25 protein-coding genes and 3 pseudogenes are annotated in these 26,566 nt (G+C 72.2%); 15 read left to right on the top strand and 13 right to left on the bottom strand.

All coding sequences use genetic code 11. From position 1 onward, the window contains the following. Positions 1 to 363: 363 nt before the first annotated feature. A pseudogene (locus ACLB9X_RS10605) lies at positions 364 to 582 on the bottom strand (aminopeptidase P N-terminal domain-containing protein); the annotation flags it as partial. Between the two features lie 85 nt (positions 583 to 667). Here ACLB9X_RS10605 and ACLB9X_RS10600 point away from each other — a divergent pair. Beyond that, positions 668 to 1,648 carry a pirin family protein gene (locus tag ACLB9X_RS10600; protein WP_410360007.1) on the top strand — a complete coding sequence of 327 codons (981 nt, stop codon included), beginning with the start codon at positions 668 to 670 and terminating at the stop codon, positions 1,646 to 1,648. A 69-nt stretch (positions 1,649 to 1,717) separates the two neighbouring features. Here ACLB9X_RS10600 and ACLB9X_RS10595 read toward each other — a convergent pair. Further along, positions 1,718 to 1,865 (bottom strand): annotated as a pseudogene (locus ACLB9X_RS10595) (pyridine nucleotide-disulfide oxidoreductase); the annotation flags it as partial. 148 nt (positions 1,866 to 2,013) lie between these two features. On the opposite strand from ACLB9X_RS10595, the pseudogene ACLB9X_RS10590 reads away from it, so the two are divergent. The 9 genes and pseudogenes from ACLB9X_RS10590 to cutA all read left to right on the top strand — a co-directional run. Further along, positions 2,014 to 2,164: pseudogene (locus ACLB9X_RS10590) on the top strand (pyridine nucleotide-disulfide oxidoreductase); the annotation flags it as partial. A 267-nt stretch (positions 2,165 to 2,431) separates the two neighbouring features. Continuing rightward, positions 2,432 to 3,349: an L-threonate dehydrogenase gene (ltnD, locus tag ACLB9X_RS10585; protein WP_410360006.1), complete on the top strand. Its 918-nt coding sequence runs from the start codon at positions 2,432 to 2,434 to the stop codon at positions 3,347 to 3,349. A 1-nt stretch (position 3,350) separates the two neighbouring features. Next, positions 3,351 to 4,631 (top strand): 3-oxo-tetronate kinase, encoded by a 1,281-nt coding sequence (otnK, locus tag ACLB9X_RS10580; protein WP_410360005.1) that lies wholly within the window; start codon positions 3,351 to 3,353, stop codon positions 4,629 to 4,631. Beyond that, positions 4,628 to 5,302, top strand: coding sequence for an aldolase (locus ACLB9X_RS10575; protein ID WP_410360004.1), 675 nt, complete (start codon positions 4,628 to 4,630; stop codon positions 5,300 to 5,302). The genes otnK and ACLB9X_RS10575 overlap by 4 nt, the downstream gene beginning before the upstream one ends. Positions 5,303 to 5,352: 50 nt before the next feature. Continuing rightward, positions 5,353 to 6,660, top strand: coding sequence for an MFS transporter (locus ACLB9X_RS10570; RefSeq protein WP_410360003.1), 1,308 nt, complete (start codon positions 5,353 to 5,355; stop codon positions 6,658 to 6,660). A 60-nt stretch (positions 6,661 to 6,720) separates the two neighbouring features. Continuing rightward, entirely contained in the window at positions 6,721 to 7,524 is an 804-nt protein-coding gene (gene otnI, locus ACLB9X_RS10565; RefSeq protein ID WP_410360002.1) for a 2-oxo-tetronate isomerase, read from the top strand. Beyond that, entirely contained in the window at positions 7,521 to 8,606 is a 1,086-nt protein-coding gene (locus tag ACLB9X_RS10560; protein ID WP_410360001.1) for an NAD-dependent epimerase/dehydratase family protein, read from the top strand. The genes otnI and ACLB9X_RS10560 overlap by 4 nt, the downstream gene beginning before the upstream one ends. A gap of 10 nt (positions 8,607 to 8,616) precedes the next feature. Further along, positions 8,617 to 9,369 carry a FadR/GntR family transcriptional regulator gene (locus ACLB9X_RS10555; RefSeq protein ID WP_410360000.1) on the top strand — a complete coding sequence of 251 codons (753 nt, stop codon included), beginning with the start codon at positions 8,617 to 8,619 and terminating at the stop codon, positions 9,367 to 9,369. A gap of 177 nt (positions 9,370 to 9,546) precedes the next feature. Continuing rightward, complete coding sequence (gene cutA / locus ACLB9X_RS10550) at positions 9,547 to 9,879, top strand: divalent-cation tolerance protein CutA (protein ID WP_410359999.1); 333 nt, start codon at positions 9,547 to 9,549, stop codon at positions 9,877 to 9,879. Here cutA and ACLB9X_RS10545 read toward each other — a convergent pair. The 3 genes from ACLB9X_RS10545 to ACLB9X_RS10535 form a co-directional block, all read right to left on the bottom strand. Then, the gene (locus ACLB9X_RS10545) at positions 9,792 to 10,805 is read right to left on the bottom strand and encodes an XRE family transcriptional regulator (protein ID WP_410359998.1); all 1,014 of its coding nucleotides are present in this window, start codon (positions 10,803 to 10,805) and stop codon (positions 9,792 to 9,794) included. The two genes, cutA and ACLB9X_RS10545, sit on opposite strands and share 88 nt — an antisense overlap. Before the next feature lie 126 nt (positions 10,806 to 10,931). Beyond that, positions 10,932 to 11,135, bottom strand: a complete 204-nt coding sequence (locus tag ACLB9X_RS10540) for a helix-turn-helix domain-containing protein (RefSeq protein WP_410359997.1) — start codon at positions 11,133 to 11,135, stop codon at positions 10,932 to 10,934. Between the two features lie 149 nt (positions 11,136 to 11,284). Next, a complete protein-coding gene (locus tag ACLB9X_RS10535; RefSeq protein ID WP_410359996.1) occupies positions 11,285 to 11,854 on the bottom strand; it encodes a TetR/AcrR family transcriptional regulator in 570 nt (189 codons plus the stop codon). Positions 11,855 to 11,934: 80 nt separating this feature from the next. Between ACLB9X_RS10535 and ACLB9X_RS10530 the strand changes: the two genes are divergently transcribed. Further along, positions 11,935 to 12,081, top strand: coding sequence for a hypothetical protein (locus ACLB9X_RS10530; RefSeq protein WP_410359995.1), 147 nt, complete (start codon positions 11,935 to 11,937; stop codon positions 12,079 to 12,081). A gap of 687 nt (positions 12,082 to 12,768) precedes the next feature. Here ACLB9X_RS10530 and ACLB9X_RS10525 read toward each other — a convergent pair. The 8 genes from ACLB9X_RS10525 to ACLB9X_RS10490 form a co-directional block, all read right to left on the bottom strand. Continuing rightward, entirely contained in the window at positions 12,769 to 13,392 is a 624-nt protein-coding gene (locus ACLB9X_RS10525; RefSeq protein ID WP_410359994.1) for a hypothetical protein, read from the bottom strand. Positions 13,393 to 14,321: 929 nt separating this feature from the next. Further along, on the bottom strand, positions 14,322 to 14,729 hold the full coding sequence (locus ACLB9X_RS10520) for a four-helix bundle copper-binding protein (protein WP_410359993.1): 408 nt from the start codon (positions 14,727 to 14,729) through the stop codon (positions 14,322 to 14,324). 143 nt (positions 14,730 to 14,872) lie between these two features. Beyond that, positions 14,873 to 15,424 carry a DUF4396 domain-containing protein gene (locus ACLB9X_RS10515; protein WP_410359992.1) on the bottom strand — a complete coding sequence of 184 codons (552 nt, stop codon included), beginning with the start codon at positions 15,422 to 15,424 and terminating at the stop codon, positions 14,873 to 14,875. Positions 15,425 to 15,636: 212 nt separating this feature from the next. Further along, a complete protein-coding gene (locus tag ACLB9X_RS10510) occupies positions 15,637 to 16,263 on the bottom strand; it encodes a DUF305 domain-containing protein (RefSeq protein ID WP_410359991.1) in 627 nt (208 codons plus the stop codon). A 117-nt stretch (positions 16,264 to 16,380) separates the two neighbouring features. Beyond that, entirely contained in the window at positions 16,381 to 16,782 is a 402-nt protein-coding gene (locus tag ACLB9X_RS10505; protein ID WP_410359990.1) for a DUF6153 family protein, read from the bottom strand. Positions 16,783 to 16,991: 209 nt separating this feature from the next. Continuing rightward, entirely contained in the window at positions 16,992 to 18,284 is a 1,293-nt protein-coding gene (locus ACLB9X_RS10500; protein ID WP_410359989.1) for a cation:proton antiporter, read from the bottom strand. Beyond that, positions 18,271 to 18,921, bottom strand: a complete 651-nt coding sequence (locus ACLB9X_RS10495; RefSeq protein ID WP_410359988.1) for a flavin reductase family protein — start codon at positions 18,919 to 18,921, stop codon at positions 18,271 to 18,273. The genes ACLB9X_RS10500 and ACLB9X_RS10495 overlap by 14 nt, the downstream gene beginning before the upstream one ends. Before the next feature lie 179 nt (positions 18,922 to 19,100). After that, positions 19,101 to 20,699 carry a tryptophan halogenase family protein gene (locus tag ACLB9X_RS10490; RefSeq protein WP_410359987.1) on the bottom strand — a complete coding sequence of 533 codons (1,599 nt, stop codon included), beginning with the start codon at positions 20,697 to 20,699 and terminating at the stop codon, positions 19,101 to 19,103. 282 nt (positions 20,700 to 20,981) lie between these two features. Here ACLB9X_RS10490 and ACLB9X_RS10485 point away from each other — a divergent pair, with 282 nt between their 5' ends. From ACLB9X_RS10485 to ACLB9X_RS10470, 4 genes are all read left to right on the top strand, one after another. After that, a complete protein-coding gene (locus tag ACLB9X_RS10485; RefSeq protein ID WP_410359986.1) occupies positions 20,982 to 22,172 on the top strand; it encodes a BTAD domain-containing putative transcriptional regulator in 1,191 nt (396 codons plus the stop codon). 89 nt (positions 22,173 to 22,261) lie between these two features. Then, positions 22,262 to 23,770 carry an aldehyde dehydrogenase family protein gene (locus tag ACLB9X_RS10480; protein ID WP_410360096.1) on the top strand — a complete coding sequence of 503 codons (1,509 nt, stop codon included), beginning with the start codon at positions 22,262 to 22,264 and terminating at the stop codon, positions 23,768 to 23,770. Next, a complete protein-coding gene (locus ACLB9X_RS10475) occupies positions 23,767 to 25,575 on the top strand; it encodes a non-ribosomal peptide synthetase (protein WP_410359985.1) in 1,809 nt (602 codons plus the stop codon). Before ACLB9X_RS10480 ends, ACLB9X_RS10475 begins: the two co-directional genes overlap by 4 nt. Before the next feature lie 4 nt (positions 25,576 to 25,579). Next, a complete protein-coding gene (locus tag ACLB9X_RS10470; protein WP_410359984.1) occupies positions 25,580 to 26,359 on the top strand; it encodes a thioesterase II family protein in 780 nt (259 codons plus the stop codon). Positions 26,360 to 26,566: the final 207 nt, after the last annotated feature.

Raw genomic sequence — 26,566 nt, 5'->3', positions numbered from 1 at the left:
GGCAGCAGCCATCGTCGAGTAGCCCGCGTGCCGCTTTGTCACAGCGGTGTACGCCTCGCGGTGCGCGGGTTCGATGCGTACACCGATCCGGCCGGCCGGTTCGTCGGTTCCTGTGCGCTGTGGCCGGCCGGCCTTCTTTGATCCTTTGCATGCTGGATACCTGAACCGCTGGAAAGCGTTGTTGTGTGCGGACGGGACGTGAGGGGACCAGTGGACCTGACATTGGTGGCCGAGCACCGGCGCGGAGCCGGGCCGGCCCACGGCCCGGGCACCCAGTAGGGAGCCCAGGCCGCTCGCTGTTGTCGGCGGCCGGCCGCTGCAAGATGGCCTGACGTACGCGGTTCAGCGCTCGAGGTCACGCCGCGCGTCGTGCCCGCCGCCGGGGCGCGGCTCCAGCACGAGCGCGCCGTCCCTGGCCTGGTCGCCGGTCAGACGGACGTAGCCGGAGTAGGGGCGGAACGGGTAGTGCGCGACGTTCGAGCGGATCTTGAGGTTGCCGGACGGGACGACGAGCCGCTCGCGCGGGAAGAAGGTCGACAGGGCGGCGCGATGCCGCCCGGCCAAGGGCGCTCGCTCATGAGGGAGGCCGCCGGAAGGCCCCGCGTCCGGATCGGCGCGAGAGGTATTCGTTGAATATAGAATCATTCTTGAGCGAGAGGGGCATGCCATGAGCAACGCCGAGACGGAACCCGCCGAGCTGCTCTGCGAGACAGTGGTCCGGCCCGAGAGCGAGCCGAAGGTCGACGTCCTCGCGGCGCGGGACGTCCCGCTGGGCGGCCCCAGGGCGATGACGGTGCGGCGCACGCTGCCCCAGCGCGCCCGCACGCTCATCGGGGCGTGGTGCTTCGTCGACCACTACGGCCCCGACGACGTCGCCGACACCGGCGGCATGAACGTCCCGCCCCACCCGCACACCGGTCTGCAGACGGTGAGCTGGCTGTTCAGCGGGGAGATCGAGCACCGCGACAGCCTCGGCGTCCACGCCTTCGTACGGCCCGGCGAGCTGAATCTCATGACGGGCGGGTACGGCATCAGCCACTCGGAGGTCTCCACCGCCCGCACCACGATCCTGCACGGCGTCCAGCTGTGGGTGGCGCTTCCCGAAGAACACCGGCACACCGGCCGGGACTTCCAGCACTACGTCCCGGACCCGGTCCGGGTGGACGGCGCCGAGGTCAGAGTGTTCCTGGGTGCGCTCGCCGGTGCCACCTCTCCGGTGCGGACCTTCACGCCGTTGCTCGGCGCCGAGATCGTCCTCGAGCCGCGCTCGACGATCACCCTCGGGACGGACGCCGGCTTCGAGCACGGCCTCCTCGTCGACCAGGGGAGCATCGGCGTGGCCGGCGCCCTGCTGCAGCCGGCGGACCTGGGCTACCTCGGCACGGGCAACGACACGCTGTCGCTGACGAACGAAGGCGACACCGCCGCACGGGCGGTCCTGCTGGGCGGGGCGCCGTTCGAGGAGCAGATTCTCATGTGGTGGAACTTCATCGGCCGCAGCCACGACGACATCGTCGAAGCGAGGGAGGCGTGGGAGAACGCGTCCGACCGCTTCGGCAGGGTCGACGGATACGTCGGCGACCGCCTGCCCGCCCCCGCCCTTCCCCGCACCCCCATCACCCTGCGCAGGAACCCGCCGCGGCACTGAAGGCGTACGGGGCCCGATGTGAACCGGTATCCCGCGGTGAAGCCGGCCGGGAGCGGGTTCCTCGGCTCCTGGCAACTCCCGTGCCGCGTAGTACGTATGCAGCCGCTGTCTCACTGCCCGAACCCAGTGCGGTCATGATCCGCTGACAGCGGGCGGAGCGGAGATCGCCGGCAACCATGATGCGGGGGTGCTGGTCGGTCGGCGGACAGTAGCCGTCCGCAGCCTCGAGCGACCGACTTGTTCCCACGGGGCCGCTCTGGGAAGTCCTGGCGCAGCTTCGGCCGGAGCCGACATCGCACGCCGCCCTGCCGAGGGCCGGAACCAGTACAGGCCCGGCGGCACGGTCCGGTTCACCCCAGGGTCAGTGCCGCCTCGAACTCGGCCGACACGTCACCGAACTCCACGCACGACAGCGTCTCCATCACCCTGAACACCGGTATTCGCCTGACCGCTCCGTATGCCGTCGTCGCCACCGGTGTCGGTCCTCTGCACAGTCCAGCAGGGCGGTCTTGCCCATGCCGGCCTCACCCCGCAACAGTGTCGCCGAGCCGCTGACCCGCACGACGAAGATCATCGGCAGCGGGCGGCCGTGGCCCCCCGGGCCTGGTCGGCGCGGCAGCGCGGGGCGGGACCACGGCCTGCCGTCCACCACCGCGACAGCTGTCGATTGTGACGCACAACACAGTAGTCGTTCCCGCATTCCTCAGGTCATCATATGACCTGATCTCCGCAGGGATCACGAGCCGGGCCCGGCCCGGCCGGCACAGCGAGACGAGGATGGGCATGAATCAGCAGGACAGGCCGGCACGGCCGAGCGTGGGCGTGGTGGGACTCGGGGCCATGGGCCTCGGCATGGCCCGCAGCCTGCGCGACGCCGGGTACGACGTGGGCGTCCACGATCTGCGGCCGGAGGTGGCCACGGCCTTCGCCCGCGACGGCGGGACGGCGTTCGCGTCGCCCGGCGAGCTGGCGGCCGCGGTGGACGTCCTGGTCGGCGTGGTGGTCAACGCGGCGCAGGTCGAGTCGGTGCTGTTCGGTGCCGAGGGGGCCGCGGCCCGGCTCCGCCGGGGCGCCGTCTTCGTGATGTGCTCCACGGTCGACCCCGGCTGGTCCGCCGGGCTCGAGAAGCGCTTGGCCGAGCAGGGCGCGCTCTACCTGGACGCTCCCATCTCCGGCGGTGCCGCACGTGCCGCGGCCGGTGAGCTCACCATGATGACGTCGGGCTCCGCCGCGGCCTACGCGGTCGCCGACCCGGTGCTCGAAGCCATGAGCAGCACCGTCTACCGCCTGGGGGACAGTGCCGGACTCGGCTCGAAGGTCAAGATCGTGAACCAGTTGCTCGCGGGCGTGCACATCGCCGCGGCGGCCGAGGCGATGGCGCTGGGCATCAAGGCCGGTGTCCCGGCCGAGGCGCTCTACGAGGTCATCACGCACAGTGCCGGCAACTCGTGGATGTTCGAGAACCGCATGGCCCACGTGCTCGCCGGTGACTACACGCCCCTGTCCGCGGTCGACATCTTCGTCAAGGACCTGGGCCTGGTGCTCGACTCGGCCCGGCCCGAGAAGTTCCCGCTCCCGCTCGCCTCCACCGCCCACCAGATGTTCCTCCAGGCATCGGCGTCCGGTCTGGGGGCCGAGGACGACAGCGCCGTCATCAAGATCTTCCCGGGGATCGACCTGCCCGAGAAGGCGGGGGAGTGACATGGGAATCCGACTCGGCTGCATCGCCGACGACTTCACCGGCGCCACGGATCTGGCCAACAACCTGGTGCGCGCGGGCATGCGCGTGGTCCAGCTGATCGACGTGCCGCCGCCCGGCGCCGTCCCGGCCGTGGACGCGGACGCCGTGGTCGTCGCGCTCAAGTCCCGGACCGTCCCGCCGCACGACGCCGTCGAGGCGTCGCTGCGGGCGCTGGCCTGGCTGCGGTCCGCCGGGGCCGAGCAGATCTACTTCAAGTACTGCTCCACCTTCGACTCGACCCCGGCCGGCAACATCGGGCCGGTCACCGAGGCGCTGATGGACGCACTGGACACCGACTTCTCGATCGCGACGCCGGCGTTCCCCGACAACGGCCGCACCGTCTTCAAGGGGCACCTCTTCGTCGGCGACGTCCTGCTGAGCGAGAGCGGCATGCGCCACCACCCGCTCACCCCGATGACCGACTCCAACCTGGTCTCCGTCCTCGGTGCGCAGACCACGTGCGCGGTCGGTCTCATCGACCACACGGTCGTCGCGGCGGGCGCCGAGGCGATCCGGGCGCGCATCGAGGACCTGCGCAAGGAGGGCGTCGGCATCGCCGTGGCCGACGCCGTCTCCAACGACGACCTCCTGCGCCTGGGCGCGGCGGCCTCGGGGCTGCCCCTGGTGACCGCCGGCTCGGGCCTGGCGATCGGCCTGCCCGCGAACTGGGGGTTCGAGCCGTCCCGCGCCGCGGCCCAGCTGCCGCCGGCCGGCGGTCACGCGGCCGTCGTCTCCGGCTCGGTCTCGGTCGCCACGAACGGCCAGGTCCTGGAGTTCCTGCGCGGCGGCCGGCCCGCGTTCAGCGTGGACCCGTTGCGCATCGCGGCCGGCGAGGACGTGGCCGGCCAGGCGCTGGCCTTCGCCGACGCGCACCTGGCCGACGGACCGGTGCTGGTGTACTCCACCGAGACGCCGGACGCGGTCCGCAGCGTCCAGGGCCGGCTCGGCGCCGCCGAGGCCGGTGAGCTCGTCGAGCGGACCCTGGCCCGCGTCGCACAGGGGCTCGTGGAGCGCGGCGTCCGCCGGCTCGTCGTCGCGGGCGGCGAGACCTCGGGAGCGGTCGTCCAGGCGCTCGGCCTCACCGGGCTCCGCATCGGACCGCAGATCGATCCCGGCGTGCCGTGGTGCGCGGCCGACCTGCCCGGCGGGGACACGCTTCACCTCACGCTCAAGTCCGGCAACTTCGGCGGCCCCGGCTTCTTCACCGACGCGTTCGGCCTGCTGGACCGGGAGGCGTCGTGACCGCTCCCGTGAGCGCCGCCGTCGACGAGGCGCGCGCCGAGATCGTACGGATCGGAAGCAGCCTGTTCGCCAGGGGCTACGTCCACGCCAGCGCCGGCAACATCAGCGCCAGGATCGACGGCGGCCACCTCATCACCCCCACCGACGCCGCCCTCGGCTTCCTCGAACCCCAGCGCCTCGCGCTGGTCGACGCCCGTGGCGAGCAGATCGCGGGCGACCGCGCCAGCAAGACCCTGGCACTCCACCGGCGCATTCACGAGGCCGACCCCACGGCCCGGTTCGTCGTCCACACCCACTCCACGCACCTGGTCGCGCTCACCCTGGCCGGCGTGTGGAGCCCGGACGACGTGCTTCCGCCCATCACCCCGTACTACGTGATGAAGGTCGGCCACGTCCCGCTCGTCCCCTACCACCGGCCCGGCGACCCGCGCGTGGCCGACCTGGTGACCGCCCGCATCGCCGACCGCGCCGCGAACGGCACACCGATCAGGGCCGTCCTGCTCGACCGGCTGGGCCCCGTGGTCTGGGGCCCCGACGCGGCCACCGCTCTCGCCGTCCTCGAAGAACTCGAGGAGACGGCACGCCTCTGGCTCATGACCGACCCCCGTCCCGAGCCACTCCCCGCCCACGCACTCGACGAACTGAGGACTGTGTTCGACGCCGCGTGGTGATCACCTCCTCCCCTGTCAGAGAATCCCCTGAGCCGCACGAAGGATTCGCCATGTCCCTCCCCATGACGGCGGCCGAGGCCCCCGACCTCGCCCGCGAGAACGCCGTCTTCCGCAAGGTCGTACTGCGCATCGTCCCCTTCCTCGTCCTGTGCTACGTCTTCTCCTACCTGGACCGGGTCAACGTCGGCTTCGCCAAGCTGCAGATGTCCGCCGACCTCGGGTTCAGTGAGGCGGCGTACGGCCTCGGCGCCGGCCTGTTCTTCATCGGCTACTTCCTCTTCGAGGTCCCCTCGAACCTGATGCTGCAGCGCATCGGAGCCCGTACCTGGATCGCCCGGATCATGATCACTTGGGGCCTGGTCTCGGCGTCGTTCATGTTCGTCACCAACGAGGCGATGTTCTACGTGCTCCGGTTCCTCCTCGGAGCCGCGGAGGCCGGGTTCTACCCGGGCGTGATCCTCTACTGCACCTACTGGTTCCCCTCGCACCGCCGCGCCCGGGTGATCGCGATGTTCATGTCGGCCATCCCCGTGGCCGGCATCTTCGGCAACCCTCTCTCCGGCTGGATCATGGACCGGTTCGACGGCGCGAACGGCTGGAACGGCTGGCAGTGGATGTTCCTGCTCGAGGCGATCCCCGCGATCCTCATCGGCGTGGCCACGCTGTTCTACCTCGACAACGGCGTGCGCAGCGCGAAGTGGCTCACCGACGAGGAGAAGGACATCGTCGAGCGGGCGATCGCCGAGGACACCGTGCACCAGACGGTGCACGGCCGGGTGCTGGACGCCTTCCGCGAGCCCAAGGTGTGGCTGATGTGCCTCATCTACTTCTGCTTCGTGATGGGCCAGTACGCCCTGACCTTCTGGATGCCCACGTTCGTCCAGTCCACCGGCATCAAGGGCAACCTGGCGATCGGGGTGCTCAGCGCCGTTCCGTTCCTCGCCGCACTCGTCGCGATGAACCTCTTCGGCCGGTCGGCGGACAAGCGCCGCGAGCGCCGCTGGCACCTGGTCGTCCCCTCCCTCATGGGCGCCGTCGGCTTCTCGCTGGCCGCTTCCTGGTCCGGGTCGACCGCGCTGTCCCTCCTTGCCCTGTCCTTCGCCGCGGCCGGCGTGCTGACCTGCGCGCCCCTGTTCTGGTCGCTCCCCACCGCGTTCCTCGGCGGCACCGCCGCCGCGGCCGGCCTCGCCGCGATCAACTCGGTGGGCAACCTCGCCGGCTTCGTCAGCCCGTACATGATCGGCGCCATCAAGGACGCCACCGGCTCGACGTCGCTCCCGATGTACATCCTGGCGCTCAGCCTCGTCATCGGCGCCGGCGCGGTGCTCACCACCAAGAAGCAGGTCGTCAACCGCTGACCCCGGTCCCGGTGCCGGGCCCTCACCGGGCCCGGCACCGGGCCGAACACAGGAGCAAGCATGCCGAGGTTCGCCGCGAACCTGTCCATGATGTACACCGAACACGACTTCCTCGACCGCTTCGCCGCCGCGGCCGCGGACGGCTTCGAGGCCGTCGAGTACCTCTTCCCCTACGCGTACGACGCCGAAGAGCTGCGCCGCCGGCTCGACGACCACGGCCTGAAGCAGGTGCTCTTCAACGCGCCTCCCGGTGCGTGGGAGTCCGGAGAGCGCGGCATCGCGGCGCTGCCCGGCCGCGAGGCCGAGGCCCTCTCCGGGATCGGCCGGGCCCTCGAGTACGCCGCCGCGCTGGACTGCCCCCGCGTGCACGTGATGGCCGGGCTCGTGCCGGCCGACGCGCAGCCGGCGGAGCTCGCCCGGCACCGCGCCACCTACCTGGCCAACCTGGCCCCGGCCGCCGAGCAGGCCGCCGCGGCGGGCGTCGACATCCTGATCGAGCCCATCAACCGCCGCGACATGCCGGGCTACTTCCTGACCACCCAGGCCGAGGCCCACGCCGTGGTGCGGGACGTGGGCGCACCGAACCTCAAGGTGCAACTCGACCTCTACCACTGCCAGATCGTCGAGGGCGACCTCACCACCACCCTGCGCCGCGACCTGCCGCCCGGCCGGGTCGGCCATCTGCAGATCGCGGGCGTGCCCGACCGGAACGAACCCGACCGGGGCGAGGTCGACTTCGGCCACCTGTTCGCCGTCGTCGACGACCTCGGCTTCGAGGGATGGATCGGCTGCGAGTACCGCCCCCGCGCCGGCACGAGCGAAGGTCTCGGCTGGCTGAAGGACTACCGAGGAGACAGCGCATGAGGATCGTCATCACCGGTGGCTTCGGCTTCCTCGGACGGCAGGTCGCCGGCGCCCTGCTCAGGACGCGGACGTTCCGCGGCGCGCCGATCGGCCGGCTGGTGCTCGCCGACCGGTTCGTGCCGCACGACTCGCCGGAGGCGGCCGACCCGCTGGTCGACGTCGTGCAGGGAGACCTGGCCGACCGTCTCGACGAGGTGTTCGCCGAGCCGGTGGACGTGCTGATCCACCTCGCCTCCGCGGTCTCGGCCGAGTGCGAGGCCGACTTCGACCTCGGCATGAGCGCCAACGTGGACACGACCCGGGCGCTGCTCGAAGCCGCCCGGGCCCAGTCGGCCACGGGCGGGCCGATCCCGCTGGTGGTGTTCTCCAGCAGTGTCGCGGTCTACGGTTCCGACCCGGCGCTGCCCCTGCCGCCGGTCGTCAGCGAGTCGACCCTGCCCACGCCCCGGTCGAGCTACGGCATCCAGAAGCTGGTCTGCGAGCAGTTGGTCGCGGAGTACACCCGCCGCGGCTTCGTCGACGGACGCGTCACCCGCCTGATGACCGTGTCGGTGCGGCCGGGCAAGCCCAACGCGGCCGCCTCCGGCTTCCTGTCGGGCATCATCCGCGAACCCCTCGCGGGCCTTGCCGCGACCTGCCCGGTGCGTCCCGACCTGCGGGTCGCCCTCGCCTCGCCGCGCCGCACGGTCGAGGGCATCCTCCGCGTCGCCGAGGCCGAGCGTGCGAGCGAAGCGAGATGGGGGGACCCCCTGGCCGAAGGCTCAGGGGGAGGGCCGGGCCGGCTCGACGGCGGGCTGCCGGTCAACCTGCCGGCCATGACCGTCACGGTCGCCGAGATGCTGACCACGTTGCGGGAGGTGGCCGGCGACGCCGTCGCCGACCTGGTGACCGTCGCACCCGATCCTCGCGTCGAGGCGATCGTGGGCTCGTGGCCCGCCACCTTCGACAACGCGCGCGCGGCCTCCCTCGGGCTGGAGCCCGACCCGAGCTTCGCATCGGTGGTGCGGGACTACCTCGACGACCACGCGGACGCGGTCGCCGGCGTACTTCTCGAATCCCGGCCGACCGGACACCGCCGATAGACTGACCACCATGTTTCCGAAGGTGAGCGGTCCTGTCCGGCTCGCGGATCAGGTCGCCGCGATGCTCTCGGAGGAGATCGAGTCCGGGCGGCTGGCGGAGGGCGACAAGCTGCCGACCGAGGTCGAGCTGGTCAGGCAGCTGGGTGTCAGCCGCACGGTGGTGCGCGAGGCCGTGTCGAGGCTCCGCAACGCGGGGCTGGTCGAACCGCGGCAGGGCCTCGGCGTGTTCGTCATGCCGCGCCGCACCCGGCCGCTCGACCTGGAGGCCGAGGCCGCCGACACCAAGTCCAAGGTGCTGCAGATCGTGGAGGTGCGCCGCGCCATGGAGGGCGAGGCGGCCCACCTCGCGGCCGCCCGGGCCACGCCGGGAGATCTGGCCCGGATGCGTCAGGCCCTGGACGCGATCGACGCGGCGGTCGCCTCCGGGCGTGACGGCGTGGACGAGGACCTCGCCTTCCACCAGTCGATCGCGGAGTCCACCGGGAACACGGTGATGGTCTCGACCGTGCGGTACCTCGGCGAGGTGCTGCGCAGCGGCATACGCGTCACGCGCGCGAACGAGGCGCGCCGCGGCGACTTCATCGAAGCGGTCCGGCAGGAGCACCACGCCATCCTGGCCGCCATCGAGGCCGGTGACGGCACCGCGGCACGCACCGCCGCCCGCCGCCACATGAAGCACGCCGCCGCCCGGCTCCAGGACGCGGACGACGGTTTCTGGACGCAGACCGAGGACGTCGACGTGGACCTCGACACGGCGCCCTGACGTACACCGAGGGGCGGGGCGGGTGGCGGCCGTCATCCGCAGGTTCACGTGTCTCCGGCACGTCGCCGCCCGTCACGGCCTGCCACCGAACCGCTCCTACCTCTACGACCTCCGGACTCTCGACCGCGAAGCATGATCCGTCGGACAGTTCCCGGGCTGGCGGATAGGCTCCCGGTCATGACTGACTTCGTGCAGGTGTCCACGGCGACGGAAACCCGGGAGCAGGCAATCGTGTTGGCGAAGTCCGCCGTCCGCGAGCGGCTTGCGGCAGGGGCTCAGGTCATCGGCCCCGTGACGTCCGTCTTCTGGCATCTCGGGGAGTTCGGCACCGGCGAGGAGTGGCAGCTGCTCCTGACCACGCGTACCGAGCGCTACCCGGAGCTGGAGGCGCATCTTCTGGAGAACCACCCATGGGAGACGCCTCAGGTGCAGGCCATACCCGTCGTCGCCGGGTCCGAAGGATGTCTGAACTGGGTGGCGAAGAACACCACTCCCGAAAGCGGGCAGTAGGTCAGAGCACAGCCGCTCGCTCGAGCGCTTCGTCGACCGCTGTGTTGCCGCGATGGGGTGCGAGCCGCTTGAGTTACCGGCTGAAGCCGTTTCCTCGGCCGCACGGACGCCACGCCGTTCGTCAGGTCGAGGGCTCGACTTGTGACCGCCGCGGCGTGGTCGACCTCACCGGCGGTCATGTAGGCCTCCGCCAGCCACGACAGGTACAGGGTCTTGTCCCGTGCATGGCTGTCGTCGTAACGGGCGAGAGCCTGCTCGAGTATCGGGACGGCTCGCAGAGGGCGGCGCAGTTCGGTCCAGCAGCGCCCGCACATGATCTGGAGTTCTCGCTGGTCGACCCACGAGACCCAGTCGGGCTGGGGGGAGCCGTCGGCCGAGCGGAGGGCTTCCTCGGCCGCCACCAGTGCGGCCTCTGTGTCAGCGGCGAGGCCGGCCATCGCGCAGGCCCAGGCGCGCCGCTCATGAAGGAGCGCGCGGACGCCGGCTGGGGCGTCGGGCCCCAGCGTTACGCAGGAGCGGGCGGCGATCCCCAGAGCCGAGGCGCGGTCGCCGTTGACGGCCTGGTAGGCGAGGAAGGCGAGCGCGTTTGCGGCGAGATCGGTGTCGCCGGCCTCGACCGCGGCCGCGTGGCTCTCCTTGTAGAGGCCGGCGGCATCGGCTTCGCGACCGCCGTCGAACGCGGCCCATCCGGCTTGCTGGGCCTGTTCGGCGAGTACGGACAGCAGCCCGCGCCCGGTGGCCTCCGTGTAGCTGCAATCACGCAGAAGAGCCTTCGTGGACTGGACCTCGCCGAGGTACACGCGGTACGTGTCGCCGCCGCCGAGGACATCGTCGAGGCGACGCAAGCGCGCGGTGCGCTGCCGCAGCATGTCGGGGAAGTCCTTGCCGATCCGCTGCCCGGCGACCGGCTTGACCAGGTCCTGCATGGCAACCGCCAGGCCGGTTCCGGTCGCCGCCTGCAGGAACTGCGCCGCACGTGTGATCCGTCCTACTGCGTGTGGGCACCTGTGCAGGTGCCGCGGCCGGATTGCTCACCTCCCAGGGCCGGTCGGCTAAGCCGAGCATCTGCCGGGGATGCGCAGCGCGTCGGCGATCCGGACGACCTTGTCGAAACTCGTCACGCGGCCTCGTCCGCGGGCGAGTGCGCCGACGCGCTCAGGCTTGATGTCGCACTCCGCCGCGATCTTCGAGTAGCTGATGCCCGCTTTGCGTGCCAGCCGGAAGACGGTGAAGGTGGAGCCGTGACCGCGCAGCAACGGGGGACCGGTCGGAGCCGGCTGCGCTCGTCCGGCGCCTCCATCAGCCGCTCCCCTGCCTGTGGTCCGGCCGCTCGGCGGGCACTACGACGTGGCGATCACCGCCGCCGGTGATACCGGGGCGCGGCTCACCGCTTCGGCGACGGTGATCAGGGAGCTGGGCGCAGGCCGGTCAGCGTGACTCCGACGAGTCGACGGGTGGCGGCTTGGGAGGTCAGCCTCGCGGCTGCGGTCAGTGCGTGCAGGCAGTAGTGGGCGAGTTCGGAGGATGGGATGTCGTCGCGTACGTCGCCGGCCTGTGCGCTCTCGCTGATGAGCGTCTGGACGAGGTGCGCGAGGTGGCGCTCGGCGTGGGTGACGTGCTCGCCTTGGCGGAGGAGGCTGGCCAGTTCGCCGCCGTGGCGCTGACGGGAGATGTCCGCGTACGCCTCCAGGACGGCCTTCAGACGCTGGATCGCAGGGCCGCCGTGGTGTGCCGCTTCGGTCAGCTGGTGCAGGTGGGTGGCCACTTGACGCTCGTGCCAGGCAACGAGGACGGCTTCGATGTCGGAGAAGTACTTGTAGAGCGTCGCCCGCCCAATGCCGGTCCGTTCGGCGATCTGGGACATGGTCACCGACCGCAGGCCGCCTTCGGCCACCAGCTTCCCAGTGGTGTCCAGGATCGCCTCACGCACGGCGACGCGGTGCGCGTCGATCGTCTCGTTCCACAGCTTCGGCACGCACCAAGGATACGGGCGTCCAGAGGCGATACACTCGGTTTCAAGTCGAGACAGCGTGTCTCAAAAAAGGTGGAGGCGTCATGCCAGGCTCACCGGACCGTCACGATGACGACCGTGAGGGGGCGCCGCGCTGGGTGAAGGTCTCCGCGGCGATTGCTGTCGCCCTGGTCGTGGTGTTCGTGATCGTGCACCTGGCCGGCGGGGGCATGCCGGGGCACGCATCGTGACTCTGTTCCCACCGCGGTCGCGCAAGCCGGCCCTCACGCTGCACGTCACCTCCTCGGTAGGCTGGCTGGGCGCGGTCGCGGCCTTCCTCGCTCTTGCCGTCGCCGGACTCACCAGCAGTGCGCCCCAGACCGTGCGAAAGGCGCCTACCTGGCCATGGACGTGATCGGCTGGTACGTGATCGTCCCGTTCAGCGTCGCCTCCCTGCTGACCGGCCTGGTGCAGTCGTTCGGCACGGCGTGGGGACTGCTGCGGCACTACTGGGTCATCGCGAAACTTCTGATCACCGTGGTGGCGACCCTTCTGCTGCTGGTCCACATGCAGCCGGTCGGACACCTCGCGGACGCGGCCGCTCGGTCCGCCTTCGCGGGTGGCGAGCTTCGGGGCATGCGCATCCAGCTGATCGCGGACGCGGGCGCCGCCCTGCTGGTGCTGCGGCGGCCGCCCTGTCGGTGTTCAAGCCGTGCGGGGTCACCCCCTATGGGCGCCGCCGCCGGCGCGAGCAGATCCCGCAGCCACGCTGACCCCGCCGCCGGGGCCGGCGTGGCAGGCAGTGCGGGCGCCCACGGGGCCGCATCAGTTCTGGCAGCGGATCGGTCCGGTCACCGACTGGTCGGACAGGTGGCCGTGCTGTCTCGGACCGCCGGGTTTCGCACTGCCTGTCTTGTGACGGCGGGGAGCAGGTCGGCTCAGTGCTGGTGGCCGTCGTCGTGCGCGGGCTCCTCGCTGGGGCGGGTGTCGTCCGGGGGTGTGGCGGGCTGGGAGGGTGGACTGGTGGTGCCGCTGCCGTGGTCGCCCTCCTGGCCTTCGTCGCTCCCCTTCTCGGGCACGACGTCGCTGTGGCTGTGTCCGCCTCCGGACTGGGCCATGGTGGGGGCGATGTGGCGCAGGCCGAGGAACGTGAGGGCCGTCACGACGAGGATGGCCAGGCCCATGAGGCCGAAGATGCGCCGCCAGGGCCGCTCGGCCTCCTTCAGGAAGAAGGCGACGAAGGACAGGACGATGCCCAGCGGTATCAGCACGGCACAGCGTTCCGGGAGGTCTGCGAAGTGCTGCATACCGCCGCTGAGCATGCCGAGGCCGAATGAGAGCATCGTCGAGGTGCCGAGCACTCGCAATATGCGTGACAGCGGCTGCCTCTCGATCGCGAGGACGATGTCGTTGAGGACGGTCGCCAGCAGGAAGACCAGTACGCCGGACGCGGCGATCAACGAATAGCGGGCGGGGGCCATGGGGTGGTGGACCACCGCGCCGCTGATGAGGCCCGCACCTACGTAGTAGCCGACATAGCCGAGATAGCGCCACGGCAGCATGGCGCCTTCCCGTCTGCTGCTGAAGCGGCGTTGGCTGCGGGTCGGCTGCGACGGAGTCGGGAGCGGGGGCGGTGTGGCGAGAGTGGGCGAGGAGGACAAAGCGGACCTTTCGGGGGAAGTTCAGTGGGACCTGGGGCTCTCAACGAGACAGGCGGGCAGGGCGGGCCGAGGGCGCGACTCGCCGGGCACTGCGCAACGTGAGCCGGCCATGCGGCGCAGCACCCCGGCGCGTGGCAGCCAAGGCGAAGCGCAAGGCATGGGCGAGCCACCGCTGGTGCACTGGCGGAGACGGCTCAGTGGTGTTGTCCGACAGGTACGTCGACCGGTTGGCCGGCGGGAAGGCCTAGATCCGCAGGACCGCTGAGTCCGGCACGGGAGCAGAGCCCAAGAGGGCCGTGGCGCGTCGAACGGCACTGGTTGCATACGCGTACGGAGGCCCATGAATGGCCTGGGTCTCGCACGGGCCCGGCATCGCAGCGCCCTGCTGGGGCTGGCCGGACACACACTGGTGAGCCGCGTGATCGGGCTCCGGGGCGTCCTGGTGGTCGGTTGGCCACTGGCCGGAGTGCGGGTCGGGCGCCTCGTGGCTGTGCCCGGCGGAACCTGGGGCCTGGGCGTTCAGGGCTACCACGTTGGTCGGCGCCCCGAGGTGCGCGTGACCTACGGCGCTCTCCGCGCTGACACCGTGGGTGTACATCAGGGTGAGGAGAAGCGCGGCCAGCACCCACGTGCGCCACGGCCCCGCTGCACGAGAGCGGGACCGCGGCGCGCTACGGGTCGCCCGGGCCACAACCATGCCGCGGAGCATAGCGGCACGCGGTCCGTGGCCCTCCTGTGGGGCGTGTGTTCCCCGGACGAGTGGGTCCGTGGCTTTCCGACCCGCCGTCCGGGGCTTCGGCTTCCGGCGGGGACGGAGGACGGGGCGAGCGTCAGCCGAGTGCGCCCAAAAGCTCGTTGCACGCCTGCTCGCAGGAGCGACAGGCCTCGGCGCAGACGCGGCAGTGCTCCATGTCCGCGTGCCTTTCGCATTCATCGCCGCACGCCTTGCAGGCCATGGCGCACGCCTGAAGGATCGCGCGGGTGATGTTCGCGTCGTAGCCGGTGTGCCGCGAGAGGACCGCGGCCGTGGCGGTGCAGATGTCGGCGCAGTCCATGTCGGTACGGATGCACTTGGCCAGGTCCCCCACCATGCCCTCGGAAAGACAGGCGTCCGCACACGCCGTACACGCCTGCGCACAGGCGATGCACTCTTCGATGCAGCGGGTGAGCTTGGCCTGGTCGATGTCGCCGAGGTCGGCCGGGTAGGTGGCGAGCATGTCCTTGACGGTGCTGGACATCGTGCCTCCTTCTCCGCGGGGCCGGCGGAACCGGGACGGCCGCCTGGGAGCCCCGGGTACATCTCAAGCTAACGCCCCTGGCAGCGAACGCGCCCGGCCGCACCGTAAAGGTGCGGCCCGGCGTGGCGTCGAGCGGGCTGTGGTCAGTGGTAGGCGTGGACGACGGCGTGGCCCTTGCCGCGGCCGATCATCCACTTGTTGACCGGCGTGGTGATCAGGAAGGCGACGACGAAGCCGCCCAGCAGGGCCGACCAGAACAGCCCGTCGGACAGGTGCGCGTCCATCGCGCCCGGCGTGAGAGCGATGATCGCGTTGTCGACGAACTCCATGACCGCGATCGACACGGTGTCCGCGGCGAGGGCGACCTTGATCGCGCTCTTGAAGCCCAGGCCGGCCCGGCGGACCGCGAACAGCGTGAACGAGTAGCCGAAGATGAACGCCAGGGTGATCGCAAGGATCATGGTGGGCACGTTGCCCCACAGCAGGGCCGTGCCGATGACCATGCCGAGGATCTCGCCGATGGCGCAGCCGGTCAGGCAGTGCAGGGTCGCCTTGACCGCGGTCGACCACGACGCCCCTCCATGCCTGTGCTCATGGCCGCCGCCGTGGTGGGTGGCGTGGCCGGCCTGAGTGCGGTCGGCCTGGTGAGCGGCGTGGTCATGCGTGGCGGATGTGCGGTGAGTGCTGTGGTCCATGACCTTCATCCCCATTCCCGTCCAGTGTCCCGCTGCCGAGCTCCACACCGACAACTGTATACCCCGTGGGGGTATTCCGCCAGGGAGGGTGTTGTGTCTTCTGGGACGACTGGACGGTCCAGCCGCTGCCGGCCTCCTGGCCGGCGGCGGCTGGGTACGCCAGGGGCGGGGCGGGCGCACTCGGGCGCCCGTCCCCTTCCGGCTGGGCTGGGTCAGTTCTTGCCGAGCAGCTTGTTCATCTGCTCGATCTCCGCACTCTGCGAAGTGATGATCTGCCCGGCCATCTCCTTGGCCGGCGCGTAGGCGCCGTCGGCCTGCTCGGTCCTGGCCATCGCGACCGCGCCTTCGTGATGCTTGATCATCATCTCCATGAAGGCGGTGTCGAACGCCTTGCCCGAGGAGTCCTTGAGCTGCTGCATCTCCTCGGCGGTCATCATCCCGCCCCCGCCGTGCATGGAGTGGTCCATGGCGCCCTCGGCGGGCACTTCCTCGCCCCAGGACGTCAGCCAGCCGGACAGTGTCCGGATCTCCGGGTCCTGGGCCTTCTTGATGTCCGCGGCGAGCTTCTTCACCTCGGCCGACTCCGCCCGCGACGGGGCGAGGTCGGCCATCTCGATCGCCTGGCGGTGGTGGGGAATCATCCCCTTGGCGAAGGTGACGTCGGCCGCGTTGCCCTGCCCCTGCGAGGCCGACGCGGAGGCGGAGGGGGACTTCGTGTTGTGGCCGTCGTGCCCGGCCGAGCTGTCGCCGCCTCCGCCACAGGCGGCCAGGACGAGCGCGGCCGCACCGGCGGCGGCCACAGCGGCGGTACGGCGGACGAGGGAATGCTTGCTGTTCATCGTGGTGCAACTCCTTCACGCCGCCCCGCACCGGGGCGCGCGCAAGCTGGTGGAAATGAGGGCGCGGGCGCGGCACCGCTCACCGAAGACGTGGGGCAGGGGTGCCGTGGGGCCGCTCTATATCCGCAGGAGTTGCAGCTCGGACAGGTCGGGCGGGGCTCGCCCGCTCGCGGCCGGCACCGGTGCCGTCCCCATCAGGCCGTAACCGGCGGGGGAGTCCATGAGAGCCGCGGGCAGCGCCGGGGGCGCGTAGGGGGAGCCGACACCAGCGGCCGCACATGTGCCGTCCGCATGATCCAAGTGATCGGAGCCGCCCGCGGTGTGCGAGCAGGGTTCGGTCGCGTGGTGCCCGACGGTGTGGGCCATCGCCATGGTGTGCCCGGCATCGGCGTGCGCCGCAGGCGCTCCACCGGGAGGCAGGGCGTGCATGCCCAGCACGCCGGTGAGCACAGCCAACACCAGCAGCACGAGCAGGCGCCCCGCGGGGCGCCTGTCCGTGAAGATCTGCGTGTCGGCCATGCCGCAATCGTACGGGCCGCACATGCTGCCACCGGCTGACCCCCACCTGTCCGGGCAGCCTGGCGGTGCGTTCGGGCTGGGCGGCGGTGACGCAACGCATGGCAGCGCCGTCGCTGAGCCGTGCCGGCACTGTCCATGCGGCGTCGTCGGTCGCGCCGTCCGCCCCGGCGAGTACGTGCTCGCCGGGGCGGACGGCTTCGGGGGCGGCCTCACGTGCCGGACACCGCCGCCGGTGCCGGTGCGGCGACCGGAGCCGTTGGGGGTGGCGGAAGCGGCAGCTTCCGCGGCTCCAAGCGGCTCACGGCCGGCGATGTGACCGCCGTCGTGATCAGCGCCATCAGGACCAGCATCGTGAACAATTCCGGTCCGATGACGCCGAGTTCCAGGCCGATGTTCAGTACCACCAGCTCCGTCAGGCCCCGGCAGTTCATCAGGGCGCCCACCGACAGGGCCTCCCGCCAGGAGCGGCCGCAGGCCCGGGCCGCACCCGCCGCACCGCCCCACTTGCCGAGCACCGCGACCGCGAGCACCGACCCCGCCCACAGCCACTGCACCGGATCGGCGGCCAGCGCGCCGATCTCGGTGCGCAGCCCGGTGTGCACGAAGAACAGCGGCAGCAGCACCGGGACCGCCACGGCGCGCAGCCGAGCCGCCGACGCCTCGATGCTGCGATGCCCGCGCGGGGTGACCACGCCGAACAGGAAGGCACCGAACAGCGTGTGCACCCCGACGAGGTCCGTCACGAGCGCCGACAGGCTCAGCCCGCTGAACAACAGGACCAGGACCACCCCGTCGTTCGTCCGGTCCGCCCGTGCTGCCGCCCACCGTGCGAGCAGCGGGCGGACCACCACGACCATGGCGGCGGCGAAGGCCACCGCGAGGCCGGCCGTCGTCACCGCGTCGAGCGGGGACCCTGCCGAGGCCAGCGCCACCACCAGAGCCAGCAGGGACCACGCGGCCACGTCGTCGGCCGCCGCGCAGGCCATCGCGAGCGCGCCGACCGGCGTTCCGTACAGGCCGCGGTCCACCAGGATCCGGGCCAGCACCGGGAAGGCCGTCACACTCATGGCGACCGCCACGAACAACGCGAACGGCGTCAACCCCACTCCGTCGGGAGCCAGTTGACCGTACATGCCGACCGCCAGCAGCGCGCCGAGCCCCAGCGGCAGCAGCATGCCCGCGCTGCTGACGGCCACCGCGACCCGGGAGTGGCCGCGCAGCGTGCCCAGATCCAGTTCGAGGCCGACCAGGAACATGAAGGCCAGCAGGCCGAGCTGCCCCAGGACCGAGGTGTACGGCAGGACCGACTCCGGGAGCAGCCAGTGCTGCGCCTCGGGCCACAGCCAGCCGACCAGCGACGGGCCGAGCAGGATGCCCATCGCGATCTCGCCGATCACGGGCGGCTGGCCGAGACGTCTGAGGAGGACCGCCCCCGCCTGGCAGGCGAGTATCACCACGGGAACGGCGACGAGCAGTGCGGGCAAGGGGTCAGCGGCGGGCACCGGCGGCTCCTTCGGACGGCAGCACGGGAGGTACGGGCGGCGCGGGCGTGACCGCCGCCGGCTGCGGCACCGAGGCGGCGTCGGACCAACCCGCGTAGCGGCGCAGCCCGTACAGCAGCGGCTGCGCGCCGGGGCGGACCGTCACCCGGCCCGCCTCCGCGAAGACGGCCGTATGGTCGCCGAACGCCATCGTCTTCACGACCGTGCAGTCGGCGATGGCGTGGGCGGCCGCGGTCAGGTGGGGGCCGCTCGCGCCCAGCGGCAGCCGCCATTCCGTGCGCTCGAAGCGGTCGGGCGCGCCGGAGGCGAACAGGTCCGAGGTCGCGCGGGCCCGCTCGTGCAGCAGGTTGAGCGCGAACTGCCGCTGGTCGACCAGGGCTTCGAGGGTCGGGCTCGCGGTTCGTATGCAGACCACCAGGGTGGGCGGGGCGAGCGCGACGCTCGCCAGCGAGCTGCAGGTCAGGCCGCGTGGCCGGTCGTCGGCGTCGAGTGTGGTGACCACCGAGACCCCCGAGGGGAAGGCGGCCATGAAGGGGCGGAGGTCGGTCTGCCGGAGGACGGCGGAGCCTTCGGCCCCGGGCATCCCCTCGTTGTCGTCGCCTGCCGGTACGTCCCGGTGCGGCGCGGAGTTGGGCATGTCTGACTCCCTGTGGGTGACGAGCAGTGCGGCCCGGCACCCGGCGGGTCGCGCCGGGTACCGGGCCGTGGGCACGGCGGCAGGGCCGGGGCCCGGGGGCGGCACCGGATCTGCGCCGGGATGCGGAGGTGTGGGACCGGGCCGGGGGAGGCGACGCGGGGTCCGGTCCCGGCCGCGTCCTACGCGTGCAGTCGCTTCAGGTACTCGTAGGCGCTGGGCAGGGTCTCCAGCAGGTTCCGCTGCTGGCGCTTGACCGTCTCGAACAGCGGCTCCGCACCCGCCACGGACTCCGGCTTGTGTGCCAGCGCCGGCAGCGGGGCGTCCGGCTCCAGGCCCATGCCGGCGAAGATGCAGTAGTAGCTGCCGTTCGTCCAGAAGTTGCGGAACTCGGCCTCGAAGTTGCCGTAGTACGTCGACTCGTCCGTAATCGGCGAGTTGATGGGCAGCCCGGCCCGGTAGGCGGAGATCTTCTTCTGGATGTTGTCGGGGAGCGTCAGTTCCTTGTTGGCCCGCCAGAACGGCGTGTCGTTGCGCGGCGCGTAGAAGAAGTGCGCCTGGATGAAGTCGCGGGTGTCGTCGAACATCACCTCGATCTCGGTGTTGAAGCTGTCGATCAGACCCTGGTTGAAGGTCTTGTCCGGGAAGTGCTTGGCCAGCTGGTAGATCGCCGCCGTGATGAAGTAGATCCCGGTCGACTCCAGCGGCTCCAGGAAGCAGGACGACAGGCCGATGCTGACCACGTTCTTCACCCACGCCCGGCGGTTGCGGCCGACGCGGAAGCGGATGTGGTTGAACTTCGTCTTCTCCGGGTCCAGCCCCCACATCGCGGCGAACTCGGCCGTGGCCTCGTCCTGTTCGGTGAACTTGCTGGAGTAGACGTACCCGGTGCCGAAGCGGCCCAGCATCGGGATCTTCCACGCCCAGCCGGACGACATCGCGATCGCGGAGGTGTACGGCTCCACGCCGCCCTCCTCGTCGTCGTGGGGCACGGCGGTGGCGACCGCGCTGTCGCACAGCAGGTGGTCGCTCATGTCGATGAACGGCTCCGCCATCGCCTGGTTGATCAGCAGCCCGCGGAAGCCGGAGCAGTCCACGAAGAGGTCGGCGTCCAGGACCCGGCCGCCCTTGGTGTGCAGCTCCGTGACGTAGCCGCGGCTGTCCTGGCGCACCTCCGTCATCTCGTCCTGGACGTGGTTGACGCCCTGCTTCTCGATGGCGAAGCGGCGCAGGAAGTCCGCGACGAGCTGGGCGTCGAAGTGCCAGGCGTAGCGGGTGGCGGACCGGCCGTCCAGCCAGCGGGGCGACTTCATCGCGTCCATCACCGGGGGCTCGCGGAAGCAGGCGTAGTCGAACGGCTCCGTGGTGCGGCCCTCGTACTTGCGCTTGAACCAGTAGTGGGACAGCGGCGTCTGGTCGTAGTCGGGCAGCAGCCCGAACGGGTGGTAGAAGTGGTCGGGCGAGCCGTCGGGCAGCTCCCGGGCCGTGGCCTCGCCCTGGCCCTCGGTGCGCCAGTTCACGAACCGCACCGCCATCTTGAAGCTGGCGTTGCACTCCCGCATCCACTCGTCCTCGGCGATGCCGAGGTAGTCGAAGAACGCGCGCTGCAGGTTGGGCACGGTCGCCTCGCCGACCCCGATCCGCGGGATCGCCGGCGCTTCCAGGACCGTGATGTCGACCGTGCCCTGGAGAGCCTTGCCGAGATACGCGGCGGTCATCCAGCCGGCCGTGCCGCCGCCCAGGATGACGACCTTCTTCAGTCGGGTGTCGGTGCTGGTCATGGAGCAGCCCTCATTTCGGAGTCGGGATTCGCGGCCGGAAGCCGAGGAGCTGAAGGAGAGGCGGATGCCGCTACGGGGCCGGGCGGGGCCGGCCGCATCCGACGGCCGGGGTCCGGACGCGTCCTGCGACGTCGGTCCCGGGACCGTCGAGCCTCATCGTGGTCCGCCGCCCTATGACGGAGCTACAGAGGCCGGATCCGGCCGGTATAGGGCGTTCGTAGAGCCCCGGAACACACTCGGCCGCAGGCAGAACGGAGAGACGACGTACCCCGGGAGGAAGCGATGACCACCGCGGTGACCGGAATTGCGCGGCAGGCGGTACGCATCCGCTTCCTGGGCGACTTCGAACTGACCGTCAACGGCGCGCCGGTGCGGCGCTGGCGGGCCGGCAAGGCCCGCGGACTCTTCCAGTACCTCGTGATCCACCGCGGCCAGACACTCACCCGCGACCGGCTGTACGAGGTGCTCTGGCCCGGTAGCGACCGGTCGGCGGGCGGCAGTTCGCTGAAGGTCGCCGCGCACGCGCTGCGCCGGGTCCTCGACGCGCACCCCGACAGCAGCGACGAGTCGGGAATCCGGCTGCACTACCGTGACTTCGGCTACGTCCTCGACATCGCCGAACTCTGGTCCGACGTGGACCGCTTCCAGGAGCTGGTGCACGGCGGTCTGCGGGCGGCCGGCGCCGGTGACCGCGGTGCTGCCCGGGAGCGGCTGCGGTCGGCGGTGGCGCTGTACGCGGGGGAGTTCCTGCGCGGGGAGGACGCGGACTGGGTCGTCGAACAGCGCGAGTACCTGCGGTCGTTGGCGCTCCGGGCCCTGGACGTGCTGCGGGCGGACGCCGTCGAGCGCGACGACTTCCCGGACCTCATCGAGATCTGCCGGCGCACGCTCGGCATCGACCGGCACCACGAGGAGACCTACCGGGCGCTGATGGCGGCGCACGGGCGGCGCGGCGAACTCGCGTGCGTGCGCAACTGGTACGAGCTGTGTGCGCGGCGGCTGCGGGACGACCTCGACGTCGTCCCCTCGCCGGAGACCGAGCGGCTGCTCGCCGCGCTGGTGGCTCCCGCCGGGCCGCGCGTCGCGGGCCTGCGCCCCCGCCCGGCCCGCCGGGCCCGCGCGGATACGCGCGCCCCGCGAAACATGCCCGCCCCGTGGCCCACGACTCTGTCCCCGCTCCGGCCCGCCTCGCGGCCTGCCGCGGGGGTGGGCCCCGGGCCCGGCGTCCGCCCCGCGTCGTGGGCTGCCGCCCAGTCCGTCGCACCGGCCGGCGTCCGGACCGTGGGCCGGGTTGACGGCGGTCGGGAGGCGTCCCGGCCTGCGCCGGGGGCCACCACCGGCCCCGTCGTCCGGCCCGCATCCCGGCCCGCCGGCGCACCGGCCGTGGGCCGGTCCGATGCCGGCACCCCGGCCGGTGCGTGGCTCGGGGGGCCGGGGCTGGCCCGGGCCGTACCCGGCGTGCGAAATCAGTGACCGAGCGACTCAGTGAGGAACCCACCGTGACCGTGCTGACCGTGCCGCAGGGCTCCGCCGCGCCGACGGGCGAACCGTCCGCGGACCTCCTGCCGACCCGCCACGACGACCAGTGGATCGGCGGCCGCTGGACGCCGTCCGACGCCGACAGCCGGCTGGTCGTCACCGATCCGAGCACCGAGGCGCCGCTGGCCACCGTGCCCGCGGGCACCGCCCGGGACGCCGACCTCGCCGTGCGCGCCGCCGCCGCGGCCTTCCCCGCCTGGTCCGCCACACCCGTACGCGAGCGGGCCGCCATGCTGCGCCGCGTCGTCGACGGACTGGAGCGCAACGCCGAGCGGTTCGCCGACGTCATCACCGCCGAGGTGGGCGCGCCCTCCCGGGTGTCGCTGCATACCCACGTGGGGCTGTCCGTCGGCATGGCGGCGCACTGCGTGGAGACCGCCGCCTCCTACGCGTTCGAGGAGCGCGTGGGCCACTCCCTGGTGGTACGGGAGGCCGCCGGCGTCGCCGCCTGCATCACCCCCTGGAACACCCCGCTGCTCCTCACCGTGCAGAAGTTGCTGCCCGCGCTCGCGGCCGGCTGCACCGTCGTCCACAAGCCCAGTGAGCTGACGCCGCTGCACGCCCGCCTCCTCGCCGAGGTGTTCGCCGAGGCCGACCTGCCGACCGGCGTCGTCAACATGACCGTCGGCACCGGCGACACCCTCGGCACCGCCCTCGTCACCCACCCGCTCGTCGACGTCGTGTCGCTCACCGGGTCCACCCGCGCCGGCCGCCAGGTGTCGGCCCTCGGCGCCGACGGCATCAAGCGCATCCACCTGGAGCTCGGCGGCAAGAACGCCAGTCTCGTCCTGGACGACGCCGACCTCGGCGCGGCCGTCGGCGCCACCGTCGACCAGGTGCTCTTCAACACCGGCCAGACATGCCTGCAATGGAGCCGGCTGCTGGTGCCCCGCGACCGCCAGGACGAGGCCGTGGAGCTCGCCGGAGCGGCCATGGACGGCTACGTCACCGGCGACCCGCGCGACCCCGCGACCGACCTCGGCCCGCTCGTGACCGCCGCCGCGCACACCCGGGTGAACGACTACATCCGGCGCGGCATCTCGGAGGGCGCCCGCCTGGTGCGCGGCGGACCCGGCCGTCCCGAGGGCCTGGACACCGGCTTCTACGTCCGGCCCACGATCTTCGCCGACGTCGACCCGATGTCCACCCTCGGCCAGGAGGAGATCTTCGGGCCGGTGCTGTGCGTCATCCCGTACGACGACGAGGACCAGGCCGTACGGATCGTCAACGGCACCCGCTACGGACTGCACGGCGCGGTCTGGTCCGGCGACGACGCCCGCGCCGAGCGTGTCGCCCGGCGGTTCCGCACCGGCCTCGTCGACGTCAACGGCGGCGCCTTCAACCCCGCCGCGCCCTTCGGCGGCTTCAAGCAGTCCGGGATCGGCCGGGAGTGCGGCACCGCCGGAGTTGAGGCGTTCCTGGAGACGAAGTCGATGCAGCTGCCCCAGGGGCCCGAGGGCCGGCTCGTCGGCCCCCGCCTGCGCGCCACCGCGCCGGCGACCGCCCAGACCCCGGAGAGGAACGACGGATGACCGCCCAGCACGCCGGCCGGCAGCCCGCAGACACGCTGCCCCCGCTGTTCGCCGCCCTGGAGCGCTGGACCCGCGAGCGGCCCGGCGAACGCGCCGTCGGCGCCGAGGACGGCACCCTCACCTATGCGGCGCTCACCGCCCGTACCGCCGCCACCGCGTCCGCGCTCGCCTCCGCCGGCGTAGGACCCGGGACCGCCGTCGGGCTGCTCCTCGGCCGCTCCCGGGAGAGTGTGCCCGCACTCCTCGCCGTGTGGAGCCTCGGCGCCACGGCCGTACCGCTCGACGCCGGGCACCCGGTCGAACGGCTCGGGACCGTCCTGCGCGACGCCGAGGTCTCCGTCCTGGTCGCCTCGGACACCCCCGAAGGACTCGACGTCGCCGGTGTCCGCACCATCGACCCGGCACAACTGCACGGCACGGAGCCCGTACCGCTGGACGTGGCACGCCCCGCGCCCGACACCTGCGCGTACATCATCTACACCTCGGGAACCACGGGCCGGCCCAAGGGAGTCGAGGTCACCTACCGCGGCCTGGACACCTTCGTCGACGCCCTCGCGACCCTGGGCCTGCCGCCCGGCGGCCTCGGCCTCAACGCCGTCTCGCCCGCCTTCGACGGCTGGCTCTGGTGCACGCTGCTCTACCTCGTGCACGGCCAGGGCGTGTCCCTGGTGGATCTGTCCCTGGACGGGCTGCGCCGCGCCGAGGCCGACGGCCGCGAACCGCTGCCCGCCGGGCTGCGCACCGCGTCGCTGACCCCCTCCCTGCTGGCCGCCCACGGCGGCGGGCTTGACGAGGCGGAGGTCGTCGTCGTCGCGGGCGAGGCGTGCCCGGCGGCGCTCGCCGAACGCTTCGCCCGGGGACGGCGGTTGCTGAACGTGTACGGACCGACGGAGACCACCATCGCGGCGACCTGGGCCGACAGTGAGCGGGGTGACGACGTGACCACCATCGGACGACCGCTGCCCGGTTACCGGGCGTACGTCCTGGACGACGACCTCGTCCCGGTCGCCGCCGGCACGGAGGGGGAGCTTTACCTCGGCGGCCCCGCCGTGGCCCGCGGCTACCGGAACCGGCCGGGTCTGACCGCGGCCCGGTTCCTGCCCGACCCCTTCCAGGGCGGCGGCGCCCGGATGTACCGCACCGGCGACCTGGTGGTCCGCCGCCCCGGCGGCGAACTGGAGTACCGCGGCCGCCGCGACGACCAGGTGAAGATCCGCGGCCACCGCATCGAACTGGGCGAGGTGGAGCGGATCGCCGCCGAACTCCCCGCGGTCGTCGCCGCCGCCTGCTGCACCCTCGTCTCCGGCCAGTCGCTGGGACTGGCGGTCGTCGCCGCACCCGGTACCGGCGCGCCCGAGAGCCTGACGGCCGCGGTCGCCGAACACTGCGGCAAGCTCCTGCCGCAGGCCGCCGTCCCCGCCACCGTCCGCGTCGTCGACCGCATCCCCACCCTCAGCACCGGCAAGGCCGACCGCGACGCGCTCGCCCGCCTGCTCGCGGCACCCGCGGGGGAGGCGGAGCCGGCGGCCGCCGCCACGGCACGCGAGTGCGAGGTGATGGCCGTCTGGGCGGAGATCCTCGAACGCGAGGTCCCGGGACCGGACGCGGACTTCTTCGAGCTGGGCGGCCACTCGCTCGCCGCCGCACGCGTCGTCGCCGACCTGCGCCAGAGCACCGGACTGCGCATTACGCTCGGGAAGCTGCTCACCCGGCCCACCGTCGCGGACGTCGCCGCCGAACTCGACCGCCTCGCCGCCGAGGCCGACGCGGCCGAAGCGCACGTCCTCACCGCCGAGGGGGCCTGACACGATGGGCACCTGGATCTCCACCTGGCCGTCCGGGCCGGGCGACGCGGACCTTCCGGCCCTGCTCTGCCTGCCGCCGGCCGGCGCGGGCTGTCAGCAGTTCCGCGCCTGGACCCCGGCGCTGGCCGGCACAGCGCAGGTTTACGGCGTCCAGTTGCCGGGCCGCGAGAACCGCTGGCGCGAGCCCATGCCGGAGACGTTCGGCGAGGCCGTCGAGGCGATCGCCGCCGAACTGCGGCCGATCGCCGCCGGCCGCCGGCTGGTCGTCTTCGGCCACAGCTTCGGCGGGCTGCTCGGCTACGAGGTCGCCCGTCGCGTGACTCCCGCCGCCCTCGTGGTCAGCGCCTGCCGGGCGCCCGGTCACTGGGACGGTGCGGGCCGCGGCATCGTCGACGACGACGAGGAACTGGACAAGCTCTTCGACACCGCCGGAATGGACCCCGCGTTCCTCGACGAGGACACGCGCTCGCTGATGGTCGAGATGTTGCGCAAGGACGCGCAGTTGTCGCTGAGTTACACCCACGTGCCCGGCGACCGGCTCCCTGTCCCCGTGCACGCCTGGGGCGCCGACGGCGACGAGACCGTCACCGCGCAGGAGCTGGCCGGCTGGGCCGCGATCACCACGGCCGGCTTCCACGTCCACCGCGTCACGGGCGGGCACCACGCCGTGCTGCGCCGCCCCGAGACCGTACTCGAGCACCTGGCCGCACTGCTGCGGGAGGACGTGGCCGCGCCGGCCTATGCCGCGGGTCCGGCCCCCGGCCCGGCCACGTCGGCCCCCTGACCGCCCGACCCCTGGCCGGGCGCGGCCCGCGGGATCCGGCCAGGGGTCGGGCCCTGCGCTCGGCGGGCCGCCCGCCCGCCGAGCGAGCCCCGTCCGACCGGCCGCCCGTCCCGGAGGCCCTGACCCGCCCGTCCCGGAGGCCCTGACCCGCCCGACCCCAGCCACCCGGCCGCCCGCCCAACCCCGGTCCGCCCACCGGCCGAACGG

This window comes from Streptomyces sp. 5K101 (assembly GCF_046506645.1).
Taxonomy (GTDB): Bacteria; Actinomycetota; Actinomycetes; order Streptomycetales; family Streptomycetaceae; genus Streptomyces.
This window is presented reverse-complemented; position numbering and strand designations above follow the sequence as displayed.

Bases quoted from the DNA above. Each gene is read 5' to 3' on its own strand.
- ACLB9X_RS10505 (WP_410359990.1), bottom strand. From the start codon at position 16,782: ATGGCCGACACGCAGATCTTCACGGACAGGCGCCCCGCGGGGCGCCTG.
- ltnD (WP_410360006.1), top strand. From the start codon at position 2,432: ATGAATCAGCAGGACAGGCCGGCACGGCCGAGCGTGGGCGTGGTGGGA.
- ACLB9X_RS10555 (WP_410360000.1), top strand. From the start codon at position 8,617: ATGTTTCCGAAGGTGAGCGGTCCTGTCCGGCTCGCGGATCAGGTCGCC.
- ACLB9X_RS10570 (WP_410360003.1), top strand. From the start codon at position 5,353: ATGTCCCTCCCCATGACGGCGGCCGAGGCCCCCGACCTCGCCCGCGAG.
- ACLB9X_RS10560 (WP_410360001.1), top strand. From the start codon at position 7,521: ATGAGGATCGTCATCACCGGTGGCTTCGGCTTCCTCGGACGGCAGGTC.
- ACLB9X_RS10520 (WP_410359993.1), bottom strand. From the start codon at position 14,729: ATGTCCAGCACCGTCAAGGACATGCTCGCCACCTACCCGGCCGACCTC.
- ACLB9X_RS10470 (WP_410359984.1), top strand. From the start codon at position 25,580: ATGGGCACCTGGATCTCCACCTGGCCGTCCGGGCCGGGCGACGCGGAC.
- ACLB9X_RS10485 (WP_410359986.1), top strand. From the start codon at position 20,982: ATGACCACCGCGGTGACCGGAATTGCGCGGCAGGCGGTACGCATCCGC.
- ACLB9X_RS10545 (WP_410359998.1), bottom strand. From the start codon at position 10,805: ATGCAGGACCTGGTCAAGCCGGTCGCCGGGCAGCGGATCGGCAAGGAC.
- ACLB9X_RS10510 (WP_410359991.1), bottom strand. From the start codon at position 16,263: ATGAACAGCAAGCATTCCCTCGTCCGCCGTACCGCCGCTGTGGCCGCC.
- ACLB9X_RS10600 (WP_410360007.1), top strand. From the start codon at position 668: ATGAGCAACGCCGAGACGGAACCCGCCGAGCTGCTCTGCGAGACAGTG.
- ACLB9X_RS10475 (WP_410359985.1), top strand. From the start codon at position 23,767: ATGACCGCCCAGCACGCCGGCCGGCAGCCCGCAGACACGCTGCCCCCG.
- otnI (WP_410360002.1), top strand. From the start codon at position 6,721: ATGCCGAGGTTCGCCGCGAACCTGTCCATGATGTACACCGAACACGAC.
- ACLB9X_RS10495 (WP_410359988.1), bottom strand. From the start codon at position 18,921: ATGCCCAACTCCGCGCCGCACCGGGACGTACCGGCAGGCGACGACAAC.
- ACLB9X_RS10490 (WP_410359987.1), bottom strand. From the start codon at position 20,699: ATGACCAGCACCGACACCCGACTGAAGAAGGTCGTCATCCTGGGCGGC.
- otnK (WP_410360005.1), top strand. From the start codon at position 3,351: ATGGGAATCCGACTCGGCTGCATCGCCGACGACTTCACCGGCGCCACG.
- cutA (WP_410359999.1), top strand. From the start codon at position 9,547: ATGACTGACTTCGTGCAGGTGTCCACGGCGACGGAAACCCGGGAGCAG.
- ACLB9X_RS10515 (WP_410359992.1), bottom strand. From the start codon at position 15,424: ATGGACCACAGCACTCACCGCACATCCGCCACGCATGACCACGCCGCT.
- ACLB9X_RS10525 (WP_410359994.1), bottom strand. From the start codon at position 13,392: ATGCTGCCGTGGCGCTATCTCGGCTATGTCGGCTACTACGTAGGTGCG.
- ACLB9X_RS10530 (WP_410359995.1), top strand. From the start codon at position 11,935: ATGCCAGGCTCACCGGACCGTCACGATGACGACCGTGAGGGGGCGCCG.